This is a genomic window from Waltera sp. (assembly GCF_046969025.1).
Classification (GTDB): Bacteria; Bacillota; Clostridia; order Lachnospirales; family Lachnospiraceae; genus Acetatifactor; species Acetatifactor acetigignens.
On the sequence record NZ_JBKVQF010000009.1, the window covers coordinates 44139 to 69619 of the forward strand.

Annotated in this window: 28 protein-coding genes; 5 read left to right on the forward strand and 23 right to left on the reverse strand. The window is 45.5% G+C overall.

Going from position 1 to position 25481, the window contains the following annotated elements; all coding sequences use genetic code 11:
• Positions 1-126: 126 nt before the first annotated feature.
• The 4 genes from ACLTOH_RS06540 to ACLTOH_RS06555 all read right to left on the reverse strand — a co-directional run bounded on the left by ACLTOH_RS06540 (position 127) and on the right by ACLTOH_RS06555 (position 2848).
• Positions 127-360 carry a hypothetical protein gene (locus tag ACLTOH_RS06540; RefSeq protein ID WP_044999533.1) on the reverse strand — a complete coding sequence of 78 codons (234 nt, stop codon included), beginning with the start codon at positions 358-360 and terminating at the stop codon, positions 127-129.
• Between the two features lie 114 nt (positions 361-474).
• A complete protein-coding gene (locus tag ACLTOH_RS06545; protein WP_412223685.1) occupies positions 475-1455 on the reverse strand; it encodes an AAA family ATPase in 981 nt (326 codons plus the stop codon).
• Between the two features lie 98 nt (positions 1456-1553).
• A complete protein-coding gene (locus ACLTOH_RS06550) occupies positions 1554-2639 on the reverse strand; it encodes a tyrosine-type recombinase/integrase (protein WP_118669249.1) in 1086 nt (361 codons plus the stop codon).
• A gap of 14 nt (positions 2640-2653) precedes the next feature.
• Positions 2654-2848: a DNA-binding protein gene (locus ACLTOH_RS06555; RefSeq protein ID WP_118669248.1), complete on the reverse strand. Its 195-nt coding sequence runs from the start codon at positions 2846-2848 to the stop codon at positions 2654-2656.
• A gap of 245 nt (positions 2849-3093) precedes the next feature.
• Between ACLTOH_RS06555 and ACLTOH_RS06560 the strand changes: the two genes are divergently transcribed.
• Positions 3094-3576, forward strand: a complete 483-nt coding sequence (locus ACLTOH_RS06560) for a helix-turn-helix domain-containing protein (RefSeq protein WP_005601262.1) — start codon at positions 3094-3096, stop codon at positions 3574-3576.
• A 41-nt stretch (positions 3577-3617) separates the two neighbouring features.
• Here the strand turns inward: ACLTOH_RS06560 and ACLTOH_RS06565 are convergent, their stop codons facing one another.
• The 11 genes from ACLTOH_RS06565 to ACLTOH_RS06615 form a co-directional block, all read right to left on the reverse strand.
• On the reverse strand, positions 3618-4298 hold the full coding sequence (locus ACLTOH_RS06565) for a DUF3800 domain-containing protein (protein ID WP_172594794.1): 681 nt from the start codon (positions 4296-4298) through the stop codon (positions 3618-3620).
• Between the two features lie 216 nt (positions 4299-4514).
• Positions 4515-5177, reverse strand: a complete 663-nt coding sequence (locus ACLTOH_RS06570; RefSeq protein ID WP_118097652.1) for a hypothetical protein — start codon at positions 5175-5177, stop codon at positions 4515-4517.
• Positions 5170-5814 carry a 7-cyano-7-deazaguanine synthase gene (locus ACLTOH_RS06575; protein ID WP_118097651.1) on the reverse strand — a complete coding sequence of 215 codons (645 nt, stop codon included), beginning with the start codon at positions 5812-5814 and terminating at the stop codon, positions 5170-5172. The genes ACLTOH_RS06570 and ACLTOH_RS06575 overlap by 8 nt, the downstream gene beginning before the upstream one ends.
• Entirely contained in the window at positions 5804-7147 is a 1344-nt protein-coding gene (locus ACLTOH_RS06580) for a nucleoside 2-deoxyribosyltransferase (RefSeq protein ID WP_118097650.1), read from the reverse strand. The genes ACLTOH_RS06575 and ACLTOH_RS06580 overlap by 11 nt, the downstream gene beginning before the upstream one ends.
• Positions 7140-7517: a hypothetical protein gene (locus tag ACLTOH_RS06585; protein WP_118669247.1), complete on the reverse strand. Its 378-nt coding sequence runs from the start codon at positions 7515-7517 to the stop codon at positions 7140-7142. Before ACLTOH_RS06585 ends, ACLTOH_RS06580 begins: the two co-directional genes overlap by 8 nt.
• Positions 7518-7756: 239 nt before the next feature.
• Positions 7757-8944 (reverse strand): elongation factor Tu, encoded by a 1188-nt coding sequence (gene tuf, locus ACLTOH_RS06590; RefSeq protein WP_117465564.1) that lies wholly within the window; start codon positions 8942-8944, stop codon positions 7757-7759.
• Positions 8945-9061: 117 nt separating this feature from the next.
• Positions 9062-11224, reverse strand: a complete 2163-nt coding sequence (fusA, locus tag ACLTOH_RS06595) for an elongation factor G (RefSeq protein WP_337413102.1) — start codon at positions 11222-11224, stop codon at positions 9062-9064.
• A gap of 15 nt (positions 11225-11239) precedes the next feature.
• Complete coding sequence (gene rpsG, locus ACLTOH_RS06600; RefSeq protein WP_118545676.1) at positions 11240-11710, reverse strand: 30S ribosomal protein S7; 471 nt, start codon at positions 11708-11710, stop codon at positions 11240-11242.
• A 347-nt stretch (positions 11711-12057) separates the two neighbouring features.
• Positions 12058-12480 (reverse strand): 30S ribosomal protein S12, encoded by a 423-nt coding sequence (gene rpsL, locus ACLTOH_RS06605; protein WP_022153693.1) that lies wholly within the window; start codon positions 12478-12480, stop codon positions 12058-12060.
• A 294-nt stretch (positions 12481-12774) separates the two neighbouring features.
• On the reverse strand, positions 12775-13617 hold the full coding sequence (rfbD, locus tag ACLTOH_RS06610; RefSeq protein ID WP_412223688.1) for a dTDP-4-dehydrorhamnose reductase: 843 nt from the start codon (positions 13615-13617) through the stop codon (positions 12775-12777).
• A gap of 161 nt (positions 13618-13778) precedes the next feature.
• Complete coding sequence (locus ACLTOH_RS06615; RefSeq protein WP_117465569.1) at positions 13779-14114, reverse strand: hypothetical protein; 336 nt, start codon at positions 14112-14114, stop codon at positions 13779-13781.
• Between the two features lie 289 nt (positions 14115-14403).
• Between ACLTOH_RS06615 and ACLTOH_RS06620 the strand changes: the two genes are divergently transcribed.
• Positions 14404-14907: a hypothetical protein gene (locus ACLTOH_RS06620; protein WP_412223690.1), complete on the forward strand. Its 504-nt coding sequence runs from the start codon at positions 14404-14406 to the stop codon at positions 14905-14907.
• A gap of 69 nt (positions 14908-14976) precedes the next feature.
• On the opposite strand, the gene ACLTOH_RS06625 is transcribed toward ACLTOH_RS06620, so the two are convergent.
• From ACLTOH_RS06625 to ACLTOH_RS06640, 4 genes are all read right to left on the reverse strand, one after another.
• Positions 14977-18168, reverse strand: coding sequence for a hypothetical protein (locus ACLTOH_RS06625; protein WP_412223691.1), 3192 nt, complete (start codon positions 18166-18168; stop codon positions 14977-14979).
• A 19-nt stretch (positions 18169-18187) separates the two neighbouring features.
• A complete protein-coding gene (locus tag ACLTOH_RS06630; protein ID WP_117465572.1) occupies positions 18188-18499 on the reverse strand; it encodes a hypothetical protein in 312 nt (103 codons plus the stop codon).
• 134 nt (positions 18500-18633) lie between these two features.
• Positions 18634-18822: a hypothetical protein gene (locus tag ACLTOH_RS06635; RefSeq protein WP_118503888.1), complete on the reverse strand. Its 189-nt coding sequence runs from the start codon at positions 18820-18822 to the stop codon at positions 18634-18636.
• A 22-nt stretch (positions 18823-18844) separates the two neighbouring features.
• On the reverse strand, positions 18845-20254 hold the full coding sequence (locus ACLTOH_RS06640; protein ID WP_022312388.1) for a sugar transferase: 1410 nt from the start codon (positions 20252-20254) through the stop codon (positions 18845-18847).
• 142 nt (positions 20255-20396) lie between these two features.
• Here ACLTOH_RS06640 and ACLTOH_RS06645 point away from each other — a divergent pair, with 142 nt between their 5' ends.
• From ACLTOH_RS06645 to ACLTOH_RS06655, 3 genes are all read left to right on the forward strand, one after another.
• Positions 20397-21089, forward strand: coding sequence for a response regulator transcription factor (locus tag ACLTOH_RS06645; RefSeq protein WP_412223693.1), 693 nt, complete (start codon positions 20397-20399; stop codon positions 21087-21089).
• A gap of 2 nt (positions 21090-21091) precedes the next feature.
• A complete protein-coding gene (locus ACLTOH_RS06650) occupies positions 21092-21928 on the forward strand; it encodes a sensor histidine kinase (RefSeq protein ID WP_412223694.1) in 837 nt (278 codons plus the stop codon).
• 101 nt (positions 21929-22029) lie between these two features.
• Entirely contained in the window at positions 22030-22209 is a 180-nt protein-coding gene (locus ACLTOH_RS06655) for a hypothetical protein (RefSeq protein WP_022312385.1), read from the forward strand.
• On the opposite strand, the gene ACLTOH_RS06660 is transcribed toward ACLTOH_RS06655, so the two are convergent.
• From ACLTOH_RS06660 to ACLTOH_RS06675, 4 genes are all read right to left on the reverse strand, one after another.
• Positions 22201-23160, reverse strand: coding sequence for a hypothetical protein (locus tag ACLTOH_RS06660; RefSeq protein WP_412223695.1), 960 nt, complete (start codon positions 23158-23160; stop codon positions 22201-22203). The two genes, ACLTOH_RS06655 and ACLTOH_RS06660, sit on opposite strands and share 9 nt — an antisense overlap.
• On the reverse strand, positions 23130-24809 hold the full coding sequence (locus ACLTOH_RS06665) for an ABC transporter ATP-binding protein (protein ID WP_412223697.1): 1680 nt from the start codon (positions 24807-24809) through the stop codon (positions 23130-23132). Before ACLTOH_RS06665 ends, ACLTOH_RS06660 begins: the two co-directional genes overlap by 31 nt.
• Positions 24810-24815: 6 nt before the next feature.
• Positions 24816-25103, reverse strand: coding sequence for a PqqD family peptide modification chaperone (locus ACLTOH_RS06670; protein ID WP_412223698.1), 288 nt, complete (start codon positions 25101-25103; stop codon positions 24816-24818).
• A gap of 140 nt (positions 25104-25243) precedes the next feature.
• A complete protein-coding gene (locus ACLTOH_RS06675; protein WP_022312381.1) occupies positions 25244-25420 on the reverse strand; it encodes a hypothetical protein in 177 nt (58 codons plus the stop codon).
• Between the last annotated feature and the right edge of the window lie 61 nt (positions 25421-25481).

Below are 25481 nucleotides of genomic sequence, written 5' to 3' on the forward strand. Positions count from 1 at the left end.
AGCTTTTATGCCTGCGGCAGTTGTGCCCGTTCCGGTCACATCATCATCGCTGCCACCCCACCATTTTTTCTTAACCGTATCCTACGGGTGCGTGCCACGCTCCCGTTTTAATCGTTTAAGAAAAACTTACCATCGGAAGCTGTCCGGCACACCACGCTTGTCCAGATATTCCCTGCGTGCCTTTTCCTTTTCTTCCTCTGTCGGTGCAGTTTTATACTGCGTATACAGCTCTCTCATTACCAGGGCATCCATCTTTTTCTCCAATGCCTTAACTATCTCCGGCTCCGTTTCTTCCTGCCCTATGAGAAAATATCTCACGAGCAAAAAGAACAGTTCCTGCGAAATCTGCACATTCTTCATTTCAATCGACCAATCCTTTCTGCAAGACCGCAACAACGCAATGTCTATATATTTTGCAACCTTGCAATGTTCAAGACCGCATTTCTGTATACTCTGCATTGTTGCGTTCTTGCCTTATTGCTGCTTTACTTTATCCAGTTCCCAGTACCATGCGTTATTGATTTTTCTTGCCCGGATACCCAGCTCTTTCTTTGCATTTTCCAGTGTTCGTTTGGAAATTCCCAGTTCATCTGCCCGGTCAAATATCTCATTACTCAGAACCGCACTCTGTGTTTCCGCAAGTTCACGTAACATCTGCTTTGCCTGCTCCATTTTATTTGCCTTTGGTGTAATACCTCCAAGCACCTCATCCACAGTAATCTCATAATCTCCGATCCACTTGAACCCGTCCTCTGATAAGGCAAATGCCTTCGGGTGCCCGAATGCCGCAAGGTTATTTTTTATCTGAACAACAGCTCTGGTATTCGGTTCTCCCTCTACCCGTCCGACCAGTAACACGCTTCTTGCCACGGCGAAGAAATCTATGGAACCCATGCCCCGGTATGCCGCTTTATTGCCGGAAGCCTTATTCATATGACCGATAAGGATAATTGCACACTTTGTTTTCTCTGCCAATGCTCCTAATTTCTTTGTCATATCCCTTGCTTCGTTCGCCCGGTTCATATCCATGCCACCGCCCAAATATGCCTGTATCGGGTCTAAAATCAAGAGCCTTGCACCAGTCCTTACAATCGCTTGTTCCAATCGTTCATCTACCATAGACAGCGATTTGTCGCTCTCATCAATAACAATAATTCTCTCACAGTCTGCCCCTGCAAGTTCCAGTCTCGGTTTTACCGTATCTGCAAGACCATCTTCCGCAGTCTGGTATATTACATTGACCGGCTCTGTGACCTTCATATTTTCATCCAGTGCTTCGCCCTTTGACAGCTTTGCTGCCAGATTCAACACCATTGTTGTCTTTCCATCCCCCGGATCACCTTGGATAATTGTCAGCTTTCCATAAGGAATGAACGGATACCACAGCCACTCAATCTCCTGCGACTGTACCTCCGACATTCTAATCATCTTTAACTTAATCTTCTGTTCTGTCATCTTTTCCTCCAAATTTCATTTAGTGATTGCTACCGGAGAAAACCTCTGCTATACTTGTCTTGTGAATACATAGGATAACAGAGGTTTATCCGGTTATCTTAAGTCCTGACAGTTGCCGCTGTTGGGACTTTTTCAGTTCTCTGTTGATTCAGCATATCAGCCACCTGCCTCTGCTGATTCGGGTACAAGTGCCCATAAGTGTTCAATGTGATTTTTATATCCCTATGCCCTAACCGCTCTTTAATAATGAGTGGCTGCACTCCCTGATTGATGAGATAAGCAACATGACTGTGTCGAATATCATGAACTCTGATTTTCTTAACCCCAGTCTTTTCACAGTTATGCTTCAACTTGTGCTGTACTGCCTCTGCCACTATCGGAAATATCCTCTCATCGTCCGGCAGTTCATAGAGCTTATCCACATAATCCTTTATCTCCTGTGTCAGAAATTGCGGAATATCAATCACTCTGACCGATTGCTCCGTTTTAGGTGTAGTAATAACATCTTTTCTTTCTGTCCGGTAATAGGTTTTGCTAATACTGATTCTGTTTTCCGTAAAATCAATGTCTGACTTTGTAAGGGCAAGCATTTCTCCAATTCTACACCCCGTCCAAAAGAGTATTTCAAAGATAAGATAGTATCTGCTTCCCGGTTCCATCGTCTGTATGAACTTTTGGTACTCATCTACTGTCCAGAAATCCAGACTTCTGTTATCCGAGCTTCCCATACGCTTAACTTTTTTACAAGGATTTGTGTGTAAATCGTAAATTCGTGAAGCGTGAGTGAATAAGCTAGTTAGCTGATTTTGTATCATTCTTAAGTAGGCTTCCGAAAATCCTTTGGTCTGCATTTCATTCTGCCACTGAATAATCTGCCCTGCAGTTATCTCACTCATCATCTGATTACCAAAATACGGAATGATGTGTTGCTCCATCATATATCGTTTGTTCTTCATGGTGCGTTCCTTCAGCTCATTCTGCTTATCTTCAAAATAAACTTCCATAAATTCACTTAGCTTCATATCCATACTTCTGCTGTTATTCAATTTCTTCTGTCGCTCATACTCAAGAGCCTCTCGCTTTGTCTCAAAACCTCTTTTTCTTCGCTTTTTCTTTTCACCCCTGGCATTTGTTTCAAACCATTGGGCTGTCCATTTCTTAGTGTCTTTTTCTTTGTATGCCATACTGCTCTCCTTTCCTATCCTACTGATAATTCGTAGCCATACATTTTTTTCGCCCAATACGCTCTTGGAATTCTTCCAGCCATTGTGATATATCCTTGCGAAGCCAACTCTTCATTCATGCTTTTTACCAGCTTGTACGCATGAGATTTGGAACAATTCAATTCTCGGGCTACATCATCGGCACTCATCATATATTGATAATTCGCCATACATTCGTCCTCCCTTCTATACTTTGAATCTCGTTACATTTCTAGTATTTGTTTTGTGTATGATTTTCGTACATTCATATTATCACTACACATTTCCCTTGTCAAGATTTCGTAATTATATTTTTACGATATTCGTATATGCTATTTTTGAAAATTATTCTTTTATGTCTTTCGTATTTGTGCTATGATAATAATTATATTTATGCAATTCGTAAATTTTAAATTTATGAAAACAGGAGGTTTCAATGGGAGACGGTAAGAAACTGAAAGAAATATTAGACAGTAAAGGCACGAATGTCCGCCAGATTGCAAAAGCAACTGGTATCAGTGCCACAACACTTTATTCAATTATTCAAAAGGATTCTAATATCCGATTTGACTTTGCACTTAGACTGGCAAATGAATTAGAAATTGACGTGAATGAGATATGCTCTGCCAGTCCCTTTTCGGGTGCAATCACAGAAGAAGAAATATATCCTACATTACCGAATGGATTGAATGGCGCTCTTGACGGAAATCGGGTAAAAACGTATTTAAAAAATTCCATGTACCCGCTTATGTATCTTTTCGGGAAAAACAGTATGCCTGATGTGGATAATTTGCTGACTTCCTTTTACCAGTTGGATGATGAAGCTAGGAAAGAAGTGGTGGAAACGATACAATTCAAGCTGCAGTATCACAGAGATCCCGAACGGGCAGAACAGATTAAACAGATTAAGGGATGGTAAAAATAACTCCAGTGAATCGTTGAATTCACTGGAGTTATTGCCTAATGATCAATATCCTGTCTTTTGACAATCTTCAAGTAGTTTCTCTTTAAATCATTTACTGAGCCAAAGAATATTTGCTCTGATTTCGAAAAGGAATGATTCTGTATTTTTAGCTTTAACAGTTCAAAAGTGCATATCATATCAGCCACCTGAAACAACCTATAATCCGATGGTTTTACTTTTCGAAACTCCACTCTTGGCAAAAATGCATTAAACAAGGTCGATAATATTTTGTTTAACTCTACTTGTCCATTATCATAGTATATTTTAACCAAGTCGAACGAAAGCAAGAAGTCATAGTGCTCCCTAATAAAAACAGATATTTGCTTTGAAAGTTTACCCGTTGCTTCAACAATATCTTCAATATGCTTTTTCTCTATATGGAAAGCTTTATATTTTACCCCACTCTGTCTCATAAACGTAACCATCTTATTAAATATCTTTCTACGTTCTATATAATCCATTTCAGAGTATTCTTCCTCTTTTCGAATAATAGGGCCTGTATGTATACAATGATTTTCTAATCCCAAAAGTGATAATTCTCTATTTAAATATTCCATTGGCTCTTGAATGGATGCTTCTTGTTCATGAAATACCATTGTAACTATATACCAAGGAGAATGATAATCATATTCACCAAAATCCCCAGACTCATCAATAAAAATACTTAGTTCTTTCATATAGCGCCTTCTTACTTCAAATTCTGTAAAAAAAATGGCGGGTATATACCCGCCAATAATGGGGAACCTCCCCATCCGCTGATGGACCCGGGTCTTTCGACCAGCCCAAACTGTAATGCATTACAGCTTTATTCTATGCACATTATATCACGTCTATTCATAATTTTCAAGGTCAATCTCATGCTTTCTGTTTGGTAATTTAAGCTTTCCGAAATATTATACCATAATATCTCCGAATATATCAAAAATCGACATCTGTCCATCTGACTTTTTTTGTGACATATAATTCCATATAGTTTTATCTAACACACTTTCACCCACTTCTAATACAGATGCAGTCTTTCGCAATATTCTACTTGCTTCCTTATAATCGGCTGTCAAAACACCTGCTATTTCAAGAAATTGAAACATATGCCTGTCAATCGGAATCGCTTGCTGACCAGATAGTAATTTCATATAATCAATAGTCTTTCTTCCTACTCCATTAATTTCTAATAAGCTCTCCGCATTCCCATCATCCAAAATCCACTCCGCCAAATCATCTTCTGTATTTATATTACAATTATACAAATACAAAGCCAAATTACAGATTGTGTTTTGCTTTCTTTTATTTTTCCATTGTATTATTTCCTCAATTGGTATTGTCTGAAATAGTATTATAAAATCACATGTTGTCCTATAATCCGAATATTTGCTCAGAATATTATAAACTCTTGGATACACCACACTTTTGTAATTCATTCCTGCTTGCAATACTGAATCTGTCAATGTTGCTGCCATATTATAATATGGTGTTCTTTGTGTAATTTCAGCATAATTATGGGGAATTCTTTCCAAAAGGTCTATAACCTTTTGAACTGAGTTATCTATATTATCCATTAATCTTTTCCTCTAGTATATTATTTATCGCATTAATGCGATCAACACAGTTTGGACACGCTCCACATGGCATATCTGAATTTACCTGACATGAATACGTTATCTCAATAGGAGCATTTAGTTCTAATCCTAACTTTGCCACCTCTGTTTTTGTCATTTCACGAAATGGCATATTAATCCTAATAGAGCCATATTCATATAACAAACTTTCCAATTTTGTAAAAAATTCCATAGAACAATCTATCTCTTTTGCATGGTTGCTATTAATAAATGCGGTATACACATCTTTTATTCCCATAGATTGCGCATATGCAGATGCCAATGAAATAAACAAAATATTTCTATACGGGAGATACATATCCTCTGCCACAACATTATCTTCCCACAAATTGGCTTCTATTATCATTCTCGAATTTGATTCCTTATAAACATCACCAATTTTTATAACACGCACATTATCTACATATTCTTCAGGAAGTACTTGTAAAAGTGTTTGATATTCCTTATCCTTACAGTGTTGACCGTAATCAATAAATAAAATTACTACATTTTTATTTTCTTTAGCAAGCTTATATGCCAAAACGGTAGAATCCATTCCACCAGAAGCAAGCAAAAGACAATCAAAATTATTCTCCATTTTTCACCATCCTACTAACCACAGTAAATACTGCATCAATTACTTGACTCTTCGTCTTGCAATAATATGTACATGAATTCTTTAAAAACATATTATCCAGTTTGAGATACGGATCATAAAGTATTATTGGTTTTCCATTTGCTTGATAATTCCCGATTTCTACCAACGTTCCTTGGTCGTTGTAGAGTAATGTTGCTATCATTATCTTGCATTCCGATAACAATTCCATATCTTTAGCAAATATAGCACGTTCTTCATTCATGTCCATCTCTTTATTCACTTGTCCATTTTCTTGGATTGGTCTCCGAGGTTTAAAATTATGATATAAAAGAGAATCCTCTAAAATATCCAATTTCTCTGTATCTACATAATCAAAATCTGGAGCTGCCATATAAATTGGATAGTTTACTCTTTCATTCCATGGAACTCTTATTCCTTCCATTTCAACAAAATCTTCAATATTCTGAACAATGAGCTCTACATTTTCTTTAAATTTTTCTTGTTGAATTGTTTGTGCATATAAACTTGACATCCACGCTGCAAATGCCATATTACCTGCAATATTAGTTCCAACCATTTCAGACATAAATGCTATATCATATACATCTCCTACTCCCACAGAATGAATAATCTCTCCGATATGAGCAGGTGCCTCATAACTTGTTTTTTCCTTGAAATCATAAAGCCATGAACCACCTCTATTTTCCTTTATTAATAACTGACTGACATTCTTTTTGTCAAAATATTTTATTAAATTATCATAACTAATTTCTTTAAAAAACTCTTCAAATGAGGTGGATGATGTCGATAAGAATACAGTCTGAATTTTTATTGTATCTAAATCCAAAATATCATCACAGTCATAATTCATATCTATATGAATTTTTCCTTCATAATTTGAAAGGTTACTTAAAATTCCTGCATTCCCATACCTTCCCGGAAAGATAATTATATCTGTCGGATCGAAATCGTCTAATACCTGCATAAATGGTAACATGCTGACATATTCTGCTTGCCTACCTAATATGTTCTCATATAGCTGATTACCACTCTCATCCGACTGACCAATTAACATTACGTTGGGTGCCTTATCCACTTTACCTAAACGAAATATACTACTTGCTCTTAACACATCAATCCCAAACTTTTCAACATCCTTTACAAGATAATCTGGTGCATAATATGCCAATGCATATTCTATATTCAGCGCATCACAACTTCTTGCGGCATGAAAAATCCCGCCAAGTCTTGATGTACTGTATCCATTCTCTATAATATCAAGATGCTGGTCTACATATACCTCTCCAATTATCAATATTTTTCTGTTATGCATACAAATTTACCACAATAAAAGGAACAGGTGATAATCCAGACGACTTAATTTCTCCTGAATATCTTTTTCCCTTTTTTATACACAAATTCAAATAGTTATAAGATACTGGCAGATTTCCAATAACCTCTTGAGTACTGGACAAAACAACAGCCAATCTCTTGTTAACTAACTGCATTGATAATTCAACTGCTTGTCCAGTGGAAGGCACATCTTTATGATTCTGAAAATATTCTGATATAGCCACATCCTCCAATAGAATATTTTCAATAGCTAATGGACATTCATCGCCTCCATTATTTCCTCCTCTAACAATTGAACCTGCTCCACCACCACGATACGTTCCAAACATTCCATTACCAGAAGACCCCATAATACACCTCCGTAAAATATGATATTGTTATTTTACATCTCCGTTGCATTTTTGAACAGTCGGAACATATGGTCTATTCCATTACAGTTGTAGTATTTACTTTAAAATTTACTTGCGTAGTTTTTGGCACTGTTTTGGCACCGCTGACTACACTTTCACTGTTACACAGACGTAAAAAGGCTCCCGAGGAAAACCTCGGAAGCCTTTTAAATACTAGTTTTGTGAACAATCACTCGAAATTACTCAATGATGGTAGCTACACGGCCAGAACCTACGGTTCTACCACCTTCACGGATAGCGAAGGTAAGACCCTGCTCCATAGCGATAGGATGGATCAGTTCGATGGTCATTTCTACGTTATCACCAGGCATGCACATCTCAACACCAGCGGGCAGTTCGCAAACGCCGGTAACGTCGGTGGTTCTGAAGTAGAACTGAGGACGATAGTTGTTGAAGAAAGGAGTATGACGTCCACCTTCATCCTTGGTCAGAACGTAAACCTGAGCGGTAAACTTTCTGTGGCAGGTAACAGTACCGGGCTTAGCCAGAACCTGTCCTCTTTCGATTTCAGTTCTCTGGATACCACGAAGCAGAGCACCGATGTTATCACCAGCCTGTGCCTCATCCAGCATCTTACGGAACATTTCGATACCGGTTACAACAGTCTTCTTGGTCTCTTCTTTGATACCAACGATTTCAACTTCATCATTCAGATGCAGAACACCACGCTCTACACGACCGGTAGCAACGGTACCACGACCGGTAATGGTGAATACGTCCTCGACGGGCATCAGGAAAGGCTTATCAGTATCACGCTGAGGATCAGGGATATAAGAATCTACAGTATCCATCAGTTCCATGATCTTGTCGCCCCACTCGCTGCTGGGATCTTCCAGAGCCTTCAGAGCGGAACCCTTGATGATAGGGCAGTCATTGAAGTCGTACTCTTCCAGCTGCTCGGTTACTTCCATCTCAACCAGCTCGATCAGCTCGGGATCGTCAACCATATCACACTTGTTCAGGAATACGATGATGTAAGGAACGCCTACCTGACGGGACAGAAGGATGTGCTCCTTGGTCTGAGCCATAACACCATCAGTAGCAGCTACAACGAGGATAGCACCATCCATCTGTGCAGCACCGGTGATCATGTTCTTAACGTAGTCAGCATGGCCCGGGCAGTCAACGTGTGCATAGTGTCTCTTCTCGGTCTGGTACTCGATGTGAGCGGTAGAAATGGTGATACCACGCTCTCTCTCTTCGGGAGCCTTATCGATGTTATCGAAGTCAACCTTCTCGTTACCAGGTACTCTCTCAGAAAGAACCTTGGAGATTGCAGCGGTCAGAGTAGTTTTACCATGGTCAACGTGACCGATGGTACCAATGTTACAATGGGGCTTTGTTCTGTCAAATTTAGCTTTAGCCATTATTTAAGTCCTCCTTAAAATAATTAAACAGTTTCGTAGTTTTATTTTTTTAACTCGCTACCTCTGATTATATTAAATAATCAGAGGTTTTTCAAGTTATTTTTATTGATTTAGCGCTTATTTCGCCTTTGCAGCAAGAACCTTTTCCTGAACGTTCTTAGGAACGGGCTCGTACTTATCGAAGAACATGGAGTAGTTACCACGACCCTGGGTCTTGGAACGCAGGTCTGTGGAGTAACCGAACATCTCAGCAAGGGGAACGAAGGCCTTAACCATCTTACCACCGCCGATGTCTTCCATACCTTCTACACGACCACGACGGGAGTTCAGGTCACCGATTACATCGCCCATGTATTCCTCAGGCATGGTAACCTCAACCTTCATGATCGGCTCAAGCAGTACAGGAGCTGCCTTCTGCATTGCTTCCTTAAATGCCATGGAACCTGCAATGTGGAATGCCATCTCGGAGGAATCGACCTCATGATAGGATCCATCATATACGTTCGCATGAACACCCAGTACAGGGAATCCACCCAAAATACCAGCCTGAGCTGCTTCCTGGATACCTTCACCTACTGCAGGGATGTATTCCTTAGGAATAGCACCACCGACAACAGTAGATTCGAATAACAGGGTAGGAGGATCGTTGATCAGAATGTTTGCCTTCGGATCGAAGTCGAACTTCTCACAGTTAGCCTCCAGGGGCTCAAACTTAACTTTACAATGTCCGTACTGTCCACGACCACCGGACTGCTTAGCGTACTTGGAATCAACTTCAACAGCCTTGGTGAACGCTTCCTTATAAGCAACCTGAGGAGCACCTACGTTAGCTTCTACATGGAACTCACGAAGCAGACGGTCAACGATGATCTCCAGATGCAACTCACCCATACCAGCAATGATGGTCTGACCGGTCTCCTGATTGGTATGAGCACGGAAGGTAGGATCTTCTTCTGCCAGTTTTGCAAGAGCTTCACCCATCTTGCCCTGACCAGCTTTGGTCTTAGGCTCGATAGCCAGCTCGATAACGGGCTCAGGGAACTCCATGGACTCCAGGATTACAGGGTGCTGCTCATCACAGATGGTATCACCGGTAGTGGTGAACTTGAAACCAACTGCTGCTGCGATATCACCGGAGTAAACCTTATCCAGCTCTGCACGCTTGTTAGCATGCATCTGCAGGATACGTCCAACACGCTCCTTCTTATCCTTAGTAGCATTTAAAATATAGGAACCAGCATTCATGGTACCGGAATATACACGGAAGAATGCAAGCTTACCTACGAACGGGTCAGCCATGATCTTGAATGCCAGAGCTGCAAAAGGCTCTTCATCGGAAGAATGTCTTACAACTTCGTTGCCATCCAGATCGGTACCCTTGATGGGAGGAATGTCGGTAGGAGCGGGCATATACTCAACGATTGCATCCAGAAGCTTCTGAACGCCCTTGTTACGATATGCGGAACCGCAGCATACAGGAATTGCTGTACACTCGCAGGTTGCCTTACGCAGTACCTTCTTCATCTCTTCTACAGAAGGCTCTTCACCTTCCAGGTACATCATCATCAGATCGTCATCCAGCTCACAGATCTTCTCGATCAGCTCGGAACGATACAGTTCTGCATCATCCTTCATATCGCCAAGATCATCGGTAACAGTGATGTTATCACCTTTATCGTCATTGTAGATGTAAGCTTTCATCTCGAACAGATCGATGATTCCCTTGAAATCGTCTTCTTTGCCGATAGGCAGCTGAAGAACGATAGCATTTTTACCAAGTCTGGTCTTGATCTGCTCTACTGCGCCGTAGAAGTTAGCACCCAGGATGTCCATCTTGTTGATGAACGCCATACGAGGTACGTTATAGGTGTCAGCCTGACGCCATACGTTCTCGGACTGAGGCTCTACACCACCCTTTGCACAGAAGACGCCGACAGCGCCATCCAGTACACGAAGGGAACGCTCAACCTCAACGGTGAAGTCTACGTGACCCGGGGTATCAATGATGTTGATACGATGCTCCAGAGCTCCGGGCATGGGTTTGGTCTCTTTTTCAAGAGTCCAGTGACAGGTAGTAGCAGCAGAGGTGATGGTAATACCTCTCTCCTGTTCCTGCTCCATCCAGTCCATGGTAGCAGTACCTTCGTGAGTATCACCAATCTTGTAGTTAACACCAGTGTAATACAGGATACGCTCGGTCAGTGTGGTCTTACCCGCATCGATATGAGCCATAATACCAATATTTCTGGTTCTCTCTAATGGATATTCTCTTCCAGCCAAGATTTTTCCCTCCTACTAGAATCTGTAATGAGCAAAAGCCTTGTTTGCCTCTGCCATCTTGTGCATGTCTTCTTTTCTCTTAACTGCAGATCCGGTATTGTTGGCTGCGTCAAGAATTTCGTTAGCAAGTCTGTCTTCCATGGTCTTCTCACTTCTCTTACGAGAGAACATGGTCAACCAACGAAGGCCCAGAGCCTGACGTCTCTCAGGTCTGACCTCGATAGGTACCTGATAGGTAGCACCACCGATACGTCTTGCTTTTACTTCCAGAACAGGCATGATGTTGTTCATAGCCTCTTCGAATACTTCCAGAGCAGGCTTGCCGCTCTTCTCTTCAACCTTAGCAAATGCTCCGTATACGATCTTCTGGGCTACACCCTTCTTGCCATCCAGCATGATGTTGTTGACAAGCTTGGTAACCACTTTGTTGTTGTATAAAGGATCTGCTAATACATCTCTTTTCTGAATATGTCCTTTACGTGGCACGGTTCTTCCCTCCTTAACAAATTGTTCTCGTGAGATTACGTTATCTCGGCATCAAAGATGCCTCGATGTCGGCTGTTCGCCGACCAATCCCTCCATAAAAAGTTCGCTCGTAAGCAAGCTTACGCTCTCTTTTCATGTCGGTCTTGCCTTCTCACTAGTTACGTTAAATCATCGGTACTCACATGTGTTTCCCCAAGTGTTCGCGCTGTTATATCTGTATCACAGAATTCCAACACTTTTCTTAGTTTCGTTTTTGTGGTACAAAGATGTCTCACTGACATCTCCAAAAATCCTTGCGGATTTTCATCGGCCTCTCGGTCCGACGTTCAAAACGCCCCGGATACTACTTATTTCTTAGCATCCTTAGGTCTCTTAGCGCCGTACTTGGAACGAGCCTGTTTTCTGTTAGCGACACCGGCAGTATCAAGGGTACCACGGATGATGTGGTATCTGGTACCGGGCAGGTCCTTAACACGACCACCACGGATCAAAACAACGCTGTGCTCCTGCAGATTGTGACCTTCACCGGGAATGTAGCTGGTAACTTCGATTCCGTTGGAAAGACGTACTCTGGCGATCTTTCTAAGAGCAGAGTTAGGCTTTTTAGGAGTTGCTGTCTTAACAGCGGTACATACACCACGCTTCTGGGGAGCAGAAACGTCTGTTGCTTTCTTGTGAAGAGAGTTGTAACCCTTCTGGAGAGCAGGTGCAGTAGACTTCTTAACAGAAGTCTGACGTCCTTTTCTTACTAACTGGTTAAATGTTGGCATTCTGTTTCACCTCTTTCTTAATAGTATAATAGACGCACCTTTTCTGGCACGCTTTAACAGTATACTTGTTCCGACTTCCGTTGTCAACAGGTTTTTCGTGAAATTTACAGGGTTTTTCATGACTTTTTCATATATTATAAGTCGAGCAGGCTGGCTCCTACTCGATTTGTATACTTTGTACACCATCTCGCTTAAAAGCTCGATGATGTACATTCGCCAAAATGGGAGCCGTACCGTTTCCGATACCGCTCCCTGAAGTATTTCCCGTTATTTTCCTGCTTACACAAAGTCTGTTTACAGGATTTCTTTCAGATATCTCTCTAACGCATCCTTCCAGGAAGGAAGCCTTACGAATCCGTTCTCTGTCAGCTTGGCTTTGCTCATGCGGCTGTTCTCCGGTCGCTTGGCTTTCGTCGGATACTCGGAAGCCGGTACAGGAGCCACATCCACTTTCATGCCAGCCTGGCGGAATATCTCGCAGGCAAATTCATACCAGTTACAGATACCTTCGTTGGTAGCATGATAGATACCGTATTTATCCGTCAGGACCATATCCACCAGAAGTCTTGCCAGATCATAAGTATAGGTAGGAGATCCGAACTGGTCATTCACCACTGTGAGATGATCATGGGTCTTGCCCAGATTCAGCATGGTCTTGATGAAGTTCTTGCCGTTGACTCCGAATACCCAGGAGATTCTTACGATAAAATATTTCTCCAGTGTATTCTGTACTGCCAGTTCTCCTTCGTATTTAGTCTGTCCATATACATTCAGCGGATGACGCTCGTCCTCCGGCTCCCAGGGTCTGGTGCCCTCGCCGTCAAACACATAATCGGTACTGATATAGACCATCTTGCAGTCCAGCTTCTTGCAGACATTCGCAATGTTCTGTGTGCCGTCCGCATTGACCTTACGGCAGATTTCCACGTTGTCCTCCGCTGCATCCACTGCGGTATAGGCTGCACAGTGTACCACAGCGTCCGGTGCTGCCTCTCCGATCACCTTTTCCACGCTGGCCGCATCTGTGATATCCATCTCCTGAATATCCACGCCGACAGCCTCAATGCCACGCTTTGTCAACTCATTTACCACATCATATCCCAACTGGCCTTTTACGCCTGTTACCAAGACTTTCATAGATTGCCTTCCTTTTCTTTCCTATGCTTGTGGCGCAGGTCTCTGAACCGGCCACATACATGATTATAACATTCCCGGCAGACATCAGCAACGAAATACTTCACTTTTATAAATCTGGTGTAAAAAATCCGGGGATGATCCCCGGATCTTTCTGATTAAATTTAAACAGTCATATAGCTTTGCGCTGCCCGCCGGATATCCTCGACAATTCCTTCTGCCTTTTTATCCTCCAGTTCGGTTACCTGCTTTCTAAGTTTCCACCAGTTCCAGCCGGGATGTGCATTTTCCTGCAATTCTATGATTCTTTTCTGGTATTTTCTGCATAATATAAAATAAATCACCAAGAGTAATAAAACACCAATGCCCAGCATTCCGGCTACTGTGTCACCGTAATATCCACTCTTTGCTGCCTGTGCAAGCGGTGTCGCTTCATCTTCAATTTGTACGATTCGATAACCTGTCAAAATCACAGGTATGGAATATAGCATGCCGCTCATCTCGACCGCCTCCGTTATTTCTTAGTCTCTATCTATAAAGACTACTTATCCATGAAAAACGGCTCACATTTTTCGATATTTTTTTCAGGAATTCCTACCGGTCTGCTTCCGGAAATTTTTATCGCATAAATTTACTTTTTATGGGAAATCCGATATAATGGTGATATAGATTTTCACACGGCTATTTGTGCTGCAGGCGTCACAAAGCAGCCCTTATCGCAGAATCAAATTTGAAATTTGATTCGCGATTTCTCCGACGGAAGGAATCGTCTGCAGAATGGAGATTATTATGAAAAAAAGTTTCATACGACATATTTTTGCTGTAAGTATATTGTCCTGTTGTCTGTTATTCGGAGGATGCAGTCAGAATTCTGACGGAGAGGATACATCCTCCGCCACGACTGCTTCCACCTCCCCGTCTGAGACTGTTGCCGCCCAGCCTGCCGATGTTTCCCCGGATTCCGATTCGTCTGCCATAGAATCCACTTCGGAGGATACCAGGGCACTCACTCTGTCAGTAGTCAATATGTGTGGCATCGAAGTCGGTATGGTAGCGGTCATTGATCCCGTGACCGGGGAACAGGTAAATCTGGATTCCCTGTCGGATCAGGAATCGATCTCTATGGAAGCAGACTGGCCCTCCTCTGTCAATGAGTTCCAATGGGCTCTCTACAATACTGACGGTGAATTATGCGTTGAGGGGACAACCGATATCAGCAGTGCCCAGGCCACAGTGACTCTTCTTCTGACCGGAGACGGTGATCTGGAAAAAGTTGAAGAGCTCTTCGAGTAATCCGCTTTCCAAGGTCTAAAAAACGACATCCACCGGGAAAATCCCGATGGATGTCGTTTTTGTTATCTTTTATTCTTCGATATCTCCTGCATTTTCTGCCTGAGCCTTCAGCTTCTTCTCATTGTGCTTCTTGTACATTTCATATCCGGTTGCACCGAGGATCAGAATGATCAGCCACCACCACCAGGACATCTTTGCCTGTTCGCTTTCCACAGCTACATCTGCCAGGGGAACAGTCTCTTCTTCGATATTTACGGCTTCCTTGGTCTCTTCCTTATCGGAACCTGCCTGAACGGTTTCCTGTGTATTTGCAGGAGCTGCTTCTGCAAGAGGTGCTGCTTCGTCAGCGATCTGTACAACGGGTGCTGCTGCCTGGTTCTGTGCAACTACGGTTGCCTGTGCTGCGGGTGCTGCTGCCAGTGCAACAGGTGTAACAACTGTTGCTGCCTCTCCGGCGCCGCCTTCCTCTGTATCACCGGCATCTCCGGTCTCACCTTCTCCACCTGCAGGTGTTCCGGGTGTAGGTGCAGGAGTCAGACGCTCGATCACCTTATCCAGCTCTCCGCCTGCCTCATCCAGGCTGCCCAGAATCTCCTTCAGAGTATCTTCTGCATCCTTTTTGTTCTGTTCAGCCACGGCCAGCTTTCCTTCCAGTTCCTTCAGAGCTCCAAGGTTACTGGTTCTGTTACTCTTCAGAGCTTCGATCTCTGCCTTCAGCTCTTCTACCTTGCCCTGTGCTGCTACCACATCTTTCTGTGCGTCCTGTGCATCATTTAACAGTTTCTGATACTTTTCGGTCAGAGCCTTGGCATCATCTACGAATTTACGATATGCTTCATCCTTTTGGGTGAGCTTAATGTTGCCCTGAATGTAATTCAGGTTCTGGATGATCTGACCGGTCAGCACCTCTGCATTTGCATAAGTCTCAGTTCTGACAGCAGTATTGGTTGTGGTCTCTCCGGTTTTCTCCAGATAATCAATCTCATAGGAATAGCTGGTATGAGCAATGGTATCGGTATCTGTAGTCTTCACATTGTACACACCGGTTGCGCCACTTGCTTTTGCCTGTGCCAGTGCTGCATCCTGTACCGCATTCTGTGCCTCCTCAGCAGAGGTCTTCTCATCGGTCTTAACGCTGACACCTGCCACATAGCGGATGGTTGCCTTGCCGAACTTCCAGTCATCCCAGTTGGCACTTACAAAAATACCACCGTCTGCCTCGACTGCCTTTCTGGCTGCATCTTCCAGCTTCTTGTTCGTAGCTTCTCCCTTACCAAGCAGGGCTTTGATATCATTCCAAAGAGAACCGAAGGTACTCTGATCGACAGTTTTCTTGGTAACCTTTGCGTAGGTTGCGGATACAGTGCCGGATACGAGGAAGTCGGAATCATCATACCAGTGATCTTCTGTATGGCCGGTTACCTTAAGATCACTGCTTACACCGATCAGGTATAAGTCGTCATCATCGTTAATCTTATTGCTTAACGCCTTCTCCTGCTCTTTCGTAACCTTTGCTACTGCTTCTTCCTCTGTTCTTACACCATAATCCGTCTTTTTATCTGTATGCTTCCATTCAACCTCTTCATCCTTCACATTCACAGTCTTCGTAAAGGTAGGAATGTAGGTTCCATTACCGGTATAAGTATAATCCGTTTTTTCTGTTCCTGTAACGGTTGCTTCCTTACCGTTATTGGCATTTTCCAATTCCTTTTCCTTTTCAGCAGCTGCAGCATCTCTCTCTGCCTCTGTCTGGTACTGTTCGGTAGAAGTGAATTTTGCATTGGTATAGGTGATGGTGGTCACATCAGCGGTCACTGTCTTGATCAGCTTTCCGTTTTCATCCAGTTTCCAGGATTCATCCTGCTTATCCTTATCCACAATCGTATCGACCTCACCGGTTTCGGTCTTCTGATTATTGTCAGAAATACTACTCTCGGTTCCGTCGTTCTTGATCACTTTCTTTCCATCTACTGCAATAATGGTTCCGTCTTCCAGACCTTTTTTCACATCGGAAACAGTGATAGTATCCCCGTTTCCCTTCACATACTGATCCGGATTGGTCTCCTGTTCCTTTTCCCAGTTGATCTCTTCAAGTCTCTTCTCGAAGATCACGATATTATCCTGATCCTTCTGGTCACCCTTTGCATCTTTGTCATCCATCAGGAAGTTGTAGTATTTATGCTGCGTTACTCCGTTTTCATCCGTGTAGGTTACTTCGAAGTAATTCATCGTATTGTTGTCTTTGCCCTGTTTACGAACAACAGTGGTATCACCCTTAATGTTCAGTACCTCGGGCAAATAATAATTCTGCATAATGGAAATGAAAAGCTTATCCTCATTTTTCCAGTTAAGTCCCTGATCTCCCTGTGTCAGAGCTTCCTTATCTGCAATATCCATGGCACCTGCTGCGGAGGTATCCACTGCGCTCTTGGCAGCTTCCAGAGCCTTTGCCAGTGCTTCTGCATTTTCCTGCGCTGCTTTCAACTCAGTAGCTGCGGCATCTGCATTGGCATCTGCACTGTTTACCGCATCCTCATATGCCTTTTCATAATCCGCCAGTTTCTTTGCGGCTTCTTCATAAGCTGCCTTGGCGGTATTGTACTCCCCGAGCTTTGCGTCAAAATCTGCCTGTGCCTGATCCACGGTAGTCTTTACTTCTTCATAGGCAGCATTGGCATCGGTGATAGAAGCAGCATCCTTGATATTCTCGATCTGTCCATTTACCTTATCCTGGGAAACCTGCATGGCATCCTTTGCTTCTGCCGCAGTCTGTCCTGCATTTGCCGCAGCATCAGCTGCCTTATCCAGTTCTGCATCGGACAGCTTGTCTTTGGCTTCCGCAACCCCCAGTGCAGTATCTGCATTCTCTACGGCAGACTCTGCGTCCTTCAGGGATGAACCGCCTTCAACAGTCTTATCCTCTACTTTGGCATTGGCATCCAGAACAGCCTGAGACAGATCCTTGCCCTGCGTATCCTTAGCTTCCCCTGCCACTACCTGGTCAGCCACTTCAGACTTCACATCTGCGGCACTCTTTTCGGCGCCCTCTACAGCCTTGTCAGCATCTTTTGCGGCTGCTTCCGCCTGATCGCATACACCGGCTTCCGGTGTCACTGTAATGTTCTTATCCTCGTTTCCTTCGGAAGAATTCCCCTCTCCTTCTGCTGCCAGTGCAGTCAACGGTGAAGATGCCATCAGCATTGCGGAAATGCCGATCGCCATAGCACGAATCACTTTTTCGTTCTTACTGTTTTTTCTCATATGATTTTTCCTCTCCATTCTATTTTTCAACAATATGTTCGAATAAATACTGCAGCACTTCCGGCGTGAATTTTTTCGCCGAAATAGCTACTTTGAAGCTTCCGTCTTCCAGTGCTTCCTGCCTGGTGACATCCGCATACATGATCATCGTATCCGCTACGATTATGATGTCTTTCCCCTTAAGATCAGGAGATCCGGCCGGCATCGTAAAAGCTATGCCCAGTGGGCTGACATTGCATGTTTCGACAAAAATGCTCTCTCCCGAATCACATACTACGATAACGCTCTTAGCCTGATAGCCCACACGGTCGATCCGTCTTCGTTCTTCCATGTCCCCTTTTGCTCCTTTCTTACAGAGATGCCTGTTAAAACGCCCCTTTTATTCTGTCTTATCTATTAAGACTTTCCGTCTCAGAAAAAAGGTTCAGAAAAACAGAACTATTTTTCTATTTTTTTACATTTTTTTCAAAACATTGTATTCTTAGCATTTTTCCCATCCCTTTTCCTTACACTCACCTCCATGGCCAGCAGATCCGCAAGCAGGATCATCCCTCCCAGCACCGCCGCCAACGGTTCTCTCCACCATCCATATCCAAACAATACCACGGCACCGGTCATTCCTACCCAGTTCACCCGGGTTCCATGCATCTTCATTCCACCTCTTCTGCCTCTCTTTCTAATACGCATCCGCATGCTTTAACAACACTGTCACCGTCTTGCACAAAATCCGGATATCCTCCATCAGTGACCAGTTATCAATATATTCCACATCCAGCTCCACGATCTTTTCGAAATCCGTCACCAGACTCCTGCCGTTCACCTGCCACATGCCCGTCAAGCCCGGCTTGATACTGATCCGCCGCCACTGCCTTGTGCCGTATTTCTCCACCTCGTCCGGGGTCGGCGGTCTCGTTCCCACCAGACTCATGGAACCTCCCAACACATTAAAAAACTGTGGCAGCTCATCAATGCTTAAATTCCGCAGGATCCTGCCCACCCGGGTGATCCGGGGGTCCTCCCGGATCTTGAACATTACGCCCCCGGCAATCTCATTTTGCGAAAGCAGCTCTGACTTTCTCTCTTCCGCATCCACATACATGCTACGGAATTTATAGATCTGAAATGTCCTGCCGTTTTTCCCGACCCGGGTCTGCCGGAAGATCACAGGACCGGGGGAATCCAGCTTAATGGCCAGCGCCGCCAATAACATCACCGGAGAAAACAAAACGATCCCTGCCAGGCCTCCTGCCACATCCATGATCCGTTTTATCACCTGTTCTCCGGTATTCAACGTCACCGTATGGTAGGTGATGACCGGATAGGTTCCCACACAGCTTACATAACTGTCGGCTCTGCGCCTCTTATAGAAATCCACCACCATCCGTACCGTCACCCCCATATCAATGCACAGATCCACATATTTCTGCATGGAAAAAAGCTGTTCCTCGCGCTTTTGCAGAATATAGATCTGATCCAGATGGTACCGGCGGATCAGCATTTCCAGATCTTCCAGACTTCCCAGATATTCTCCTGCATCTCCTTCTGAAATCTGTGCCAGTTCCTGTGCCGATGCCGCAATATACCCCACAAGCTCCATGGGGATGCTGGTCTTCTTCAAAAAATACCGAAACTTGTTGTACTGCGCCCTTCTTCCCACAAATGCGGTACGCGGTACTTCCCCGCGATTTCTTTCCATGTCTCTGCAGCATCTGCCGTGTCTCAGCAACGGTACGCTTTCCAGACTGTACGCCAGGATCAGAAACAGAAAATATCCCCTCTGATCCTCTGTAATATATGGCAGCAGGACCACGGTTGCCGCTGTTGCCACCAGAAACGATCCTGTTCTGCGCCGCTGTATCCTGTCCGGATAACCGAACAGGGTCACATTATACAGATATTGCTCTTCCTTTCCCAATACATAAAGCAGCACGAATATCGCTGCCAGCCCTGTCATACCCCCAAGTGTCCGAAGGCTCCATGCTCTTCCCATAAATAACACAGCCACTCCATAAGCCACCAGAAGCCGCAGCATATCCTTTACTATGTGTCCGATATCCTTATTTGCACTCGTATTTGACCGATTCATTTTTCTCCCCCTTCTCGTGTCACTTTTTCATCCGGTCTGTCGTTTTCCGCTGTCCTTTGTCTCTCTCTGTCGACCTTCCTTTGGTGACAATCGTTTTTCCCCCATGCTAAAATAGCACCAGCAAAGGAGGTAAGATAATACTATGTTCAAGCTTGTGCTGATCGATGATGATGCCGAAGTGCTGGCGATCAATCAGAAATATCTCACCGGTGCGGGATTCACCGTGTATACTGCCATCTCCCCCCGGGAAGGCGTCTTATCCATTCGAAAGAATCTTCCGGATTGTATCTTACTGGATGTTATGCTGCCCGAAGCCGACGGTTACCGGGTGTGCCGTTACATCCGCTCTTTTTCCTCTGTGCCGATCCTGTTTCTCACTGCCAGAAGTTCCGAGGAAGATGTGATCCGGGGACTTACCTGCGGTGGGGACGATTATCTGGTCAAACCCTACAGTCTCCGGGAGCTGAAAGCCCGGGTGGACCTCCTGATCCACAGGCGCAGACAACTGGCGCAGGCTTCTTCCGATCTGGTACTGACGATCGGAAATCTTTCCATCGACAGGGTAGCCCACAAGGCCTTCTACCGGGAACAGGATCTGTGTCTCGCCAACCGGGAATATGAAGTCCTGCTGTATCTTGCAGAACACCCGGACCGGGACATCACCTTCGAGGAACTGGGAACGGCTCTCTTCGGTGTCTACCGGGAAAGTGACAGACGCAGCGTTATGGTCAATGTCAGCCGTCTCCGCAAACGTTTCGAAGGCAATTACGAATTGGAGAACCGCATCGAGACCGTCTGGTCCAAAGGGTATCGTTTTCTGAAAGGAGGTATCTGACCATGGCACAAAATTCCCGCCCCGTTTTCCGTTCTCCCTCTCTCGAACAGGAGACCGTGGAAGAACTGTCCCGCAGGCTGCTGGAAATCACCGCGCAGTTAAATGCCAGCAATCGCTCCCTGCAGCACCTGCAACAGGAACGTACGGAAATGCTGGCCAATCTCTCCCATGATCTGCGGGCTCCCCTCACTGCCATCCGCAGTGCCGTGGATTATCTTACTTCCGGACAGTCTCTGTCTGCACAGGATATCGAAGGTGCCCTCACCCTGATCGATCACCGGACTGGGACACTGGAACATCTGATCCGGGATATGTATGAGTTGTTCACTCTGGAGGATCCTTCCCACGCCTTTTCCTTTCAGGAACTGGATGCCCCGGCCTTTCTGGAAGAATATTTCTATACCGCACTTCCGGACAGACACTATGCCGGTCATCTTCTCTGTTTATCTGTATCGCAGGATCTCCATGCCACCCTTTTTGCAGATCCCGGAAAACTGATACGGATTCTGGACAATCTGCTCGGCAATGCCGTAAAATATGCTCCCGCCGGAACGAAAATCACTCTGTCTGCCGCGCCTTCCGCTGACCTTACTTCTCTCCGGATCTCCGTGACCGATGAGGGGCCCGGCATTCCGCCGGAGGACCTCGAGCGGATCTTTAACCGCACCTACACCGTCTCCTCCGCCAGAACTCCCGGTTCTGCCACCGGCAGTGGTCTGGGACTGGCCATTGTAAAGACGATCACAGAACGTCACGGCGGAACCGTGTCCTGCGAAAATGCCCCCGGTGCAGGCAGTATCTTTTCTGTGACACTTCCTGCAAAATTCTTACAATCATGATACATTTCTTTACTTCCGCCCCTGTGTTCCCTATGCTGTAGTCACACAGGGACTTTCCCCGTGTACATCTCTGCATAAGGCAGACGGAAAGGAGAATTCTTATGAAGCATTGGACACAACCTGAACTGATGGAACTGAAGGTATCCGAGACCGCCTGTGGATGGTTTCCCTGGTACCCCGGACATCCCGGCGGAGGAGGACATCATCCCGGACACCATCCCGGTGGCGGCGACTGTCAGCCCCCGCAGCCTTCTGAGGAACCGGAAGAGTTCTTAAGCTGACACGACGTTTCGCAGTGCGTGTACTTCCGCTGCCACCTCGGCAGTGGAATCACCTGCTGCCGGTCTCCTTATCCAAAAGACCGGTATCTGCTCCGCTATTTTCAGGCAGTTCTGCCAGATTTCCATTCCCGGATCCTGTTTTTTCCACAGATGTCTTAAGAACAGATTGTCTTTATACACGATCATGCTGTCGGGGCCTGTGATTTTTTCTGCTTTTATCTTCCCGGACTTATCTTCCGCCTCTTTTTTCCATCGGATTCCCAGAAAAACAAATCGTTCCAGTCTGGCTTTTTCCCTTTGAAATACCCCGGTACAGGGCACCAGAAATTTGTCCTTTTTTTCATCAATATACAAAAGTTCTTCCGGGGGATATCCCTGCCTCAGCACCACATCCCTGCACAGCTTCATATAAGGAAAAGCCGGATACACCCACACCCCTTCTTTTCCGGAAATGTCCACCACTGCCATATCGTCTGCCAGAAAACGATACCCCCGTTTCAGCAGTTCTGTCGTCAGTGTGGACTTGCCCGCACCACTCTCTCCGGCGATCAGGATCGCACCACCTTCCGGAGTTGCCAGCGCACTGCAATGGATGGGAAGTTTTCCCTGCTGAAGGCTGAGCATTGCTATTCCAAAGCCCAGCAGATAGGTTCGTACCGCTCCGGGATCTCCTCCCTTCCGGATGTGATACCGGATCACCTGTCCCCGCTCCACACTCATGGCCAGCGTACGATTACACAACCAGCCTTTTTCCCTACCCAAAAAACTTCCGCAGACGCAGTCTCCGTATTCTTTCCGAAACTGTGCTTCCTCCTCTTCGTCCATCGCCCGGATCCGGACCTTTTCCCGTCCGAAGTCCCTGTCATCCTCCGGTAAACGCACCGGATCCAGCTGTACAAAGTCCAGATCCGCTGTTACCCTCATGCCGTACAGATAGTAGTGGTACTGCATTCTTCCGTCACACTCCCTTCCCGGATGCAAAGTTCTCTGTCACAATATTTTAAAACACCCTTCCTGTGGGTGATCAGCAGGCAGGTGGGTCTCGGTTCTAATGCCCGGAGCCCCTGCAATACGGCGACCTCCGTAGCTTCATCCAGCGCCGAGGTGGCCTCATCCAGGATCAGAAACGGTGCTCTCCGCAAAAAGGCTCTGGCAATGGCGATCCGCTGCGCCTGTCCTTCCGACAGGCCATGCCCTCTTTCCCCGATGACGGTATCCAGCCCCTCCGGCAGTGACCGGACAAAATTTTCTCCGGAAGCCAGTTTCAGGGCCGCCCACAATTCTTCCTCCGAAGCATCTTCTCTGCCCATCTGCAGATTTTCTCTCACGGTTCCGCTGAACAGAGTATTCCCCTGGGGGACATAGGCAATAAACTTCCGGACGAAAGCTCCGGTCTCCTGCCTCTGTCCGCTGCCATTGTAGAAATCCACCGTTCCCGCCCCCGTTTCCAGAAAGGCCATCAGAATGCGGATCAGTGTTGTCTTGCCGATACCGGACTCTCCTACAATGGCGACAAATTCTCCCGGACAGATCTTCAGATTCACCCGTTTCAGCACCGGTTCCCTGGTATATCCGAAGCATACATTTCGAAGCTCCACTCCGATCTCCCATCCACGGATCTCTCCGGCTGCCCTTTGCTCCCCGGGAATTCTCTGTAACTCCATGATCCTCCCGGCGGAAGTCAACAGGGCAATGATCCGGGGAATCTGCTGGGCCAGTCCCAGGATCGGCGCCTGTACCCGGTTCACCAGTGTCAGAAATACCGACATAGTACCGTAGGTGATCTGTTGTCTCGACAGCTGCCATGCCCCGTAGGAAAATGCTATCAGATATCCTCCCTGAAAAGCCAGTGACATCACCGTGGAACTGGCGGTTCCCAGTCCGGTCTTGCGGTATACCCAGTAGAACCGTTCCTCCCGTAGCTTTGTCAGGCGCTCCACCGCCCGGTCCTCTCCGGTAAAAGCCTTTACGATCAGAAGGTTGGCCAGACTTTCCTGCAAAAAGGAACGGTATTCCGACTCACTCTCCTGCACTTTCCGCTGTAACCGTTTCAGGCGTTTTCCCAGCCACCAGGAGCACAGGGCTGCCACCGGTGCCACCAGCAGGGCAAACACCGCAAGGAGCGGGGAATAATAAAACAACATACAAAACACCAGTACCAACTCGATCCCCAGCTGTAAGATATTGGGGATCGTCCCCACAATACCGTCCGCCACATTTCCCGCATCGCTGGTCAGTCTTGTCATGAGATCACCGGTATGATAGGCCGTCACTTCCCGCCAGCCAGAATGCAGGATCTTCTCATAGATCTGCCGTCGGATCCCGAAGGAAAACCGCTCCGTTACCAGTGCAGTAAGCAGTGTCGACAACACCGAGATTCCCTGCATTCCCAATAACAGCAGCACATAACCCGTAAGCAGCCGTCCGAAACCGCTTCCCACTGTGGCATGATCAATGATCTCCTTGGTGATCTGCACCATGGCCAGCGAGGCAAAAGTCTCCAACAGCCCAAACAATAACAGCAGACCAATCCTGCCCGCATAGGGAGCGGTATATTGCCACAACCAGGAAATATAATCTCTTCCTCTTATTTTTCCCATATGTGTCTACACCTCTTCCAGGATCCCCGCCTGTTCCAGTTTGTCCAGAAATGCCAGCACCTCTTTTTCACACACCTCTTCCATCACTTCATATTCTTCCATCAGTTTATGTAAGATAGCCTCCACCGTTATGCCGTCTTCGCCTTCCTGCCCGTCCAGCATATCCCAGATGTCGTTTCCCACACCTTTGATGCAGAAATATTTCCCCTGTTCGAAATCCACCATGACCTTTTCTCCCGCCAGGTCCGTCACATTCCTTTTCGCTTTCATTCGGATTTTTGCCATTTTGTCCATTTTCTGTTCTCCCTTCTTTTACACGCTCTGTCTCCGTCTGTTAATCGAGCAGGCGGACTCATCATATACACCAAAAAAGCCCATGTAACCATGAGCTTCCCTGATCCATTCTGGCATTTTCCTCTCATACAGTCCGAAAACTACTGTACGTCTACGGTAGGTTCTCCGGAATTGCCGGAAGAAGGACCGTAAGTGGGGATAGTATACTTACCGTCATCGGACTGGTAAACGCCGTCCTCGATCAGACCTCCCTTAGGGCTGTAAGCCGTTGCTCTTACGTTCAGTTCCTCCATTTCGGGCTGACTCCATGCTTTCATTTTCCATTCCTCCTTATTACATTTTTATGATTTCTTACATTTCTGATTATAATAATTTCCC

What these genes read in the sequence shown, in the direction of transcription:
- ACLTOH_RS06575 (WP_118097651.1), bottom strand. Translation starts at nt 5,814, where the DNA reads ATGGAGAATAATTTTGATTGTCTTTTGCTTGCTTCTGGTGGAATGGAT.
- ACLTOH_RS06540 (WP_044999533.1), bottom strand. Translation starts at nt 360, where the DNA reads ATGAAGAATGTGCAGATTTCGCAGGAACTGTTCTTTTTGCTCGTGAGA.
- ACLTOH_RS06655 (WP_022312385.1), top strand. Translation starts at nt 22,030, where the DNA reads ATGAAGCATTGGACACAACCTGAACTGATGGAACTGAAGGTATCCGAG.
- ACLTOH_RS06555 (WP_118669248.1), bottom strand. Translation starts at nt 2,848, where the DNA reads ATGGCGAATTATCAATATATGATGAGTGCCGATGATGTAGCCCGAGAA.
- rfbD (WP_412223688.1), bottom strand. Translation starts at nt 13,617, where the DNA reads ATGAAAGTCTTGGTAACAGGCGTAAAAGGCCAGTTGGGATATGATGTG.
- ACLTOH_RS06650 (WP_412223694.1), top strand. Translation starts at nt 21,092, where the DNA reads ATGGCACAAAATTCCCGCCCCGTTTTCCGTTCTCCCTCTCTCGAACAG.
- ACLTOH_RS06545 (WP_412223685.1), bottom strand. Translation starts at nt 1,455, where the DNA reads ATGACAGAACAGAAGATTAAGTTAAAGATGATTAGAATGTCGGAGGTA.
- ACLTOH_RS06570 (WP_118097652.1), bottom strand. Translation starts at nt 5,177, where the DNA reads ATGGATAATATAGATAACTCAGTTCAAAAGGTTATAGACCTTTTGGAA.
- ACLTOH_RS06585 (WP_118669247.1), bottom strand. Translation starts at nt 7,517, where the DNA reads ATGGGGTCTTCTGGTAATGGAATGTTTGGAACGTATCGTGGTGGTGGA.
- ACLTOH_RS06580 (WP_118097650.1), bottom strand. Translation starts at nt 7,147, where the DNA reads ATGCATAACAGAAAAATATTGATAATTGGAGAGGTATATGTAGACCAG.
- ACLTOH_RS06670 (WP_412223698.1), bottom strand. Translation starts at nt 25,103, where the DNA reads ATGGACAAAATGGCAAAAATCCGAATGAAAGCGAAAAGGAATGTGACG.
- ACLTOH_RS06660 (WP_412223695.1), bottom strand. Translation starts at nt 23,160, where the DNA reads ATGCAGTACCACTACTATCTGTACGGCATGAGGGTAACAGCGGATCTG.
- ACLTOH_RS06550 (WP_118669249.1), bottom strand. Translation starts at nt 2,639, where the DNA reads ATGGCATACAAAGAAAAAGACACTAAGAAATGGACAGCCCAATGGTTT.
- ACLTOH_RS06615 (WP_117465569.1), bottom strand. Translation starts at nt 14,114, where the DNA reads ATGAGCGGCATGCTATATTCCATACCTGTGATTTTGACAGGTTATCGA.
- ACLTOH_RS06625 (WP_412223691.1), bottom strand. Translation starts at nt 18,168, where the DNA reads ATGAGAAAAAACAGTAAGAACGAAAAAGTGATTCGTGCTATGGCGATC.
- ACLTOH_RS06665 (WP_412223697.1), bottom strand. Translation starts at nt 24,809, where the DNA reads ATGGGAAAAATAAGAGGAAGAGATTATATTTCCTGGTTGTGGCAATAT.
- ACLTOH_RS06640 (WP_022312388.1), bottom strand. Translation starts at nt 20,254, where the DNA reads ATGAATCGGTCAAATACGAGTGCAAATAAGGATATCGGACACATAGTA.
- ACLTOH_RS06635 (WP_118503888.1), bottom strand. Translation starts at nt 18,822, where the DNA reads ATGAAGATGCATGGAACCCGGGTGAACTGGGTAGGAATGACCGGTGCC.
- tuf (WP_117465564.1), bottom strand. Translation starts at nt 8,944, where the DNA reads ATGGCTAAAGCTAAATTTGACAGAACAAAGCCCCATTGTAACATTGGT.
- ACLTOH_RS06560 (WP_005601262.1), top strand. Translation starts at nt 3,094, where the DNA reads ATGGGAGACGGTAAGAAACTGAAAGAAATATTAGACAGTAAAGGCACG.
- ACLTOH_RS06565 (WP_172594794.1), bottom strand. Translation starts at nt 4,298, where the DNA reads ATGAAAGAACTAAGTATTTTTATTGATGAGTCTGGGGATTTTGGTGAA.
- rpsL (WP_022153693.1), bottom strand. Translation starts at nt 12,480, where the DNA reads ATGCCAACATTTAACCAGTTAGTAAGAAAAGGACGTCAGACTTCTGTT.
- ACLTOH_RS06675 (WP_022312381.1), bottom strand. Translation starts at nt 25,420, where the DNA reads ATGAAAGCATGGAGTCAGCCCGAAATGGAGGAACTGAACGTAAGAGCA.
- ACLTOH_RS06620 (WP_412223690.1), top strand. Translation starts at nt 14,404, where the DNA reads ATGAAAAAAAGTTTCATACGACATATTTTTGCTGTAAGTATATTGTCC.
- ACLTOH_RS06630 (WP_117465572.1), bottom strand. Translation starts at nt 18,499, where the DNA reads ATGGAAGAACGAAGACGGATCGACCGTGTGGGCTATCAGGCTAAGAGC.
- ACLTOH_RS06645 (WP_412223693.1), top strand. Translation starts at nt 20,397, where the DNA reads ATGTTCAAGCTTGTGCTGATCGATGATGATGCCGAAGTGCTGGCGATC.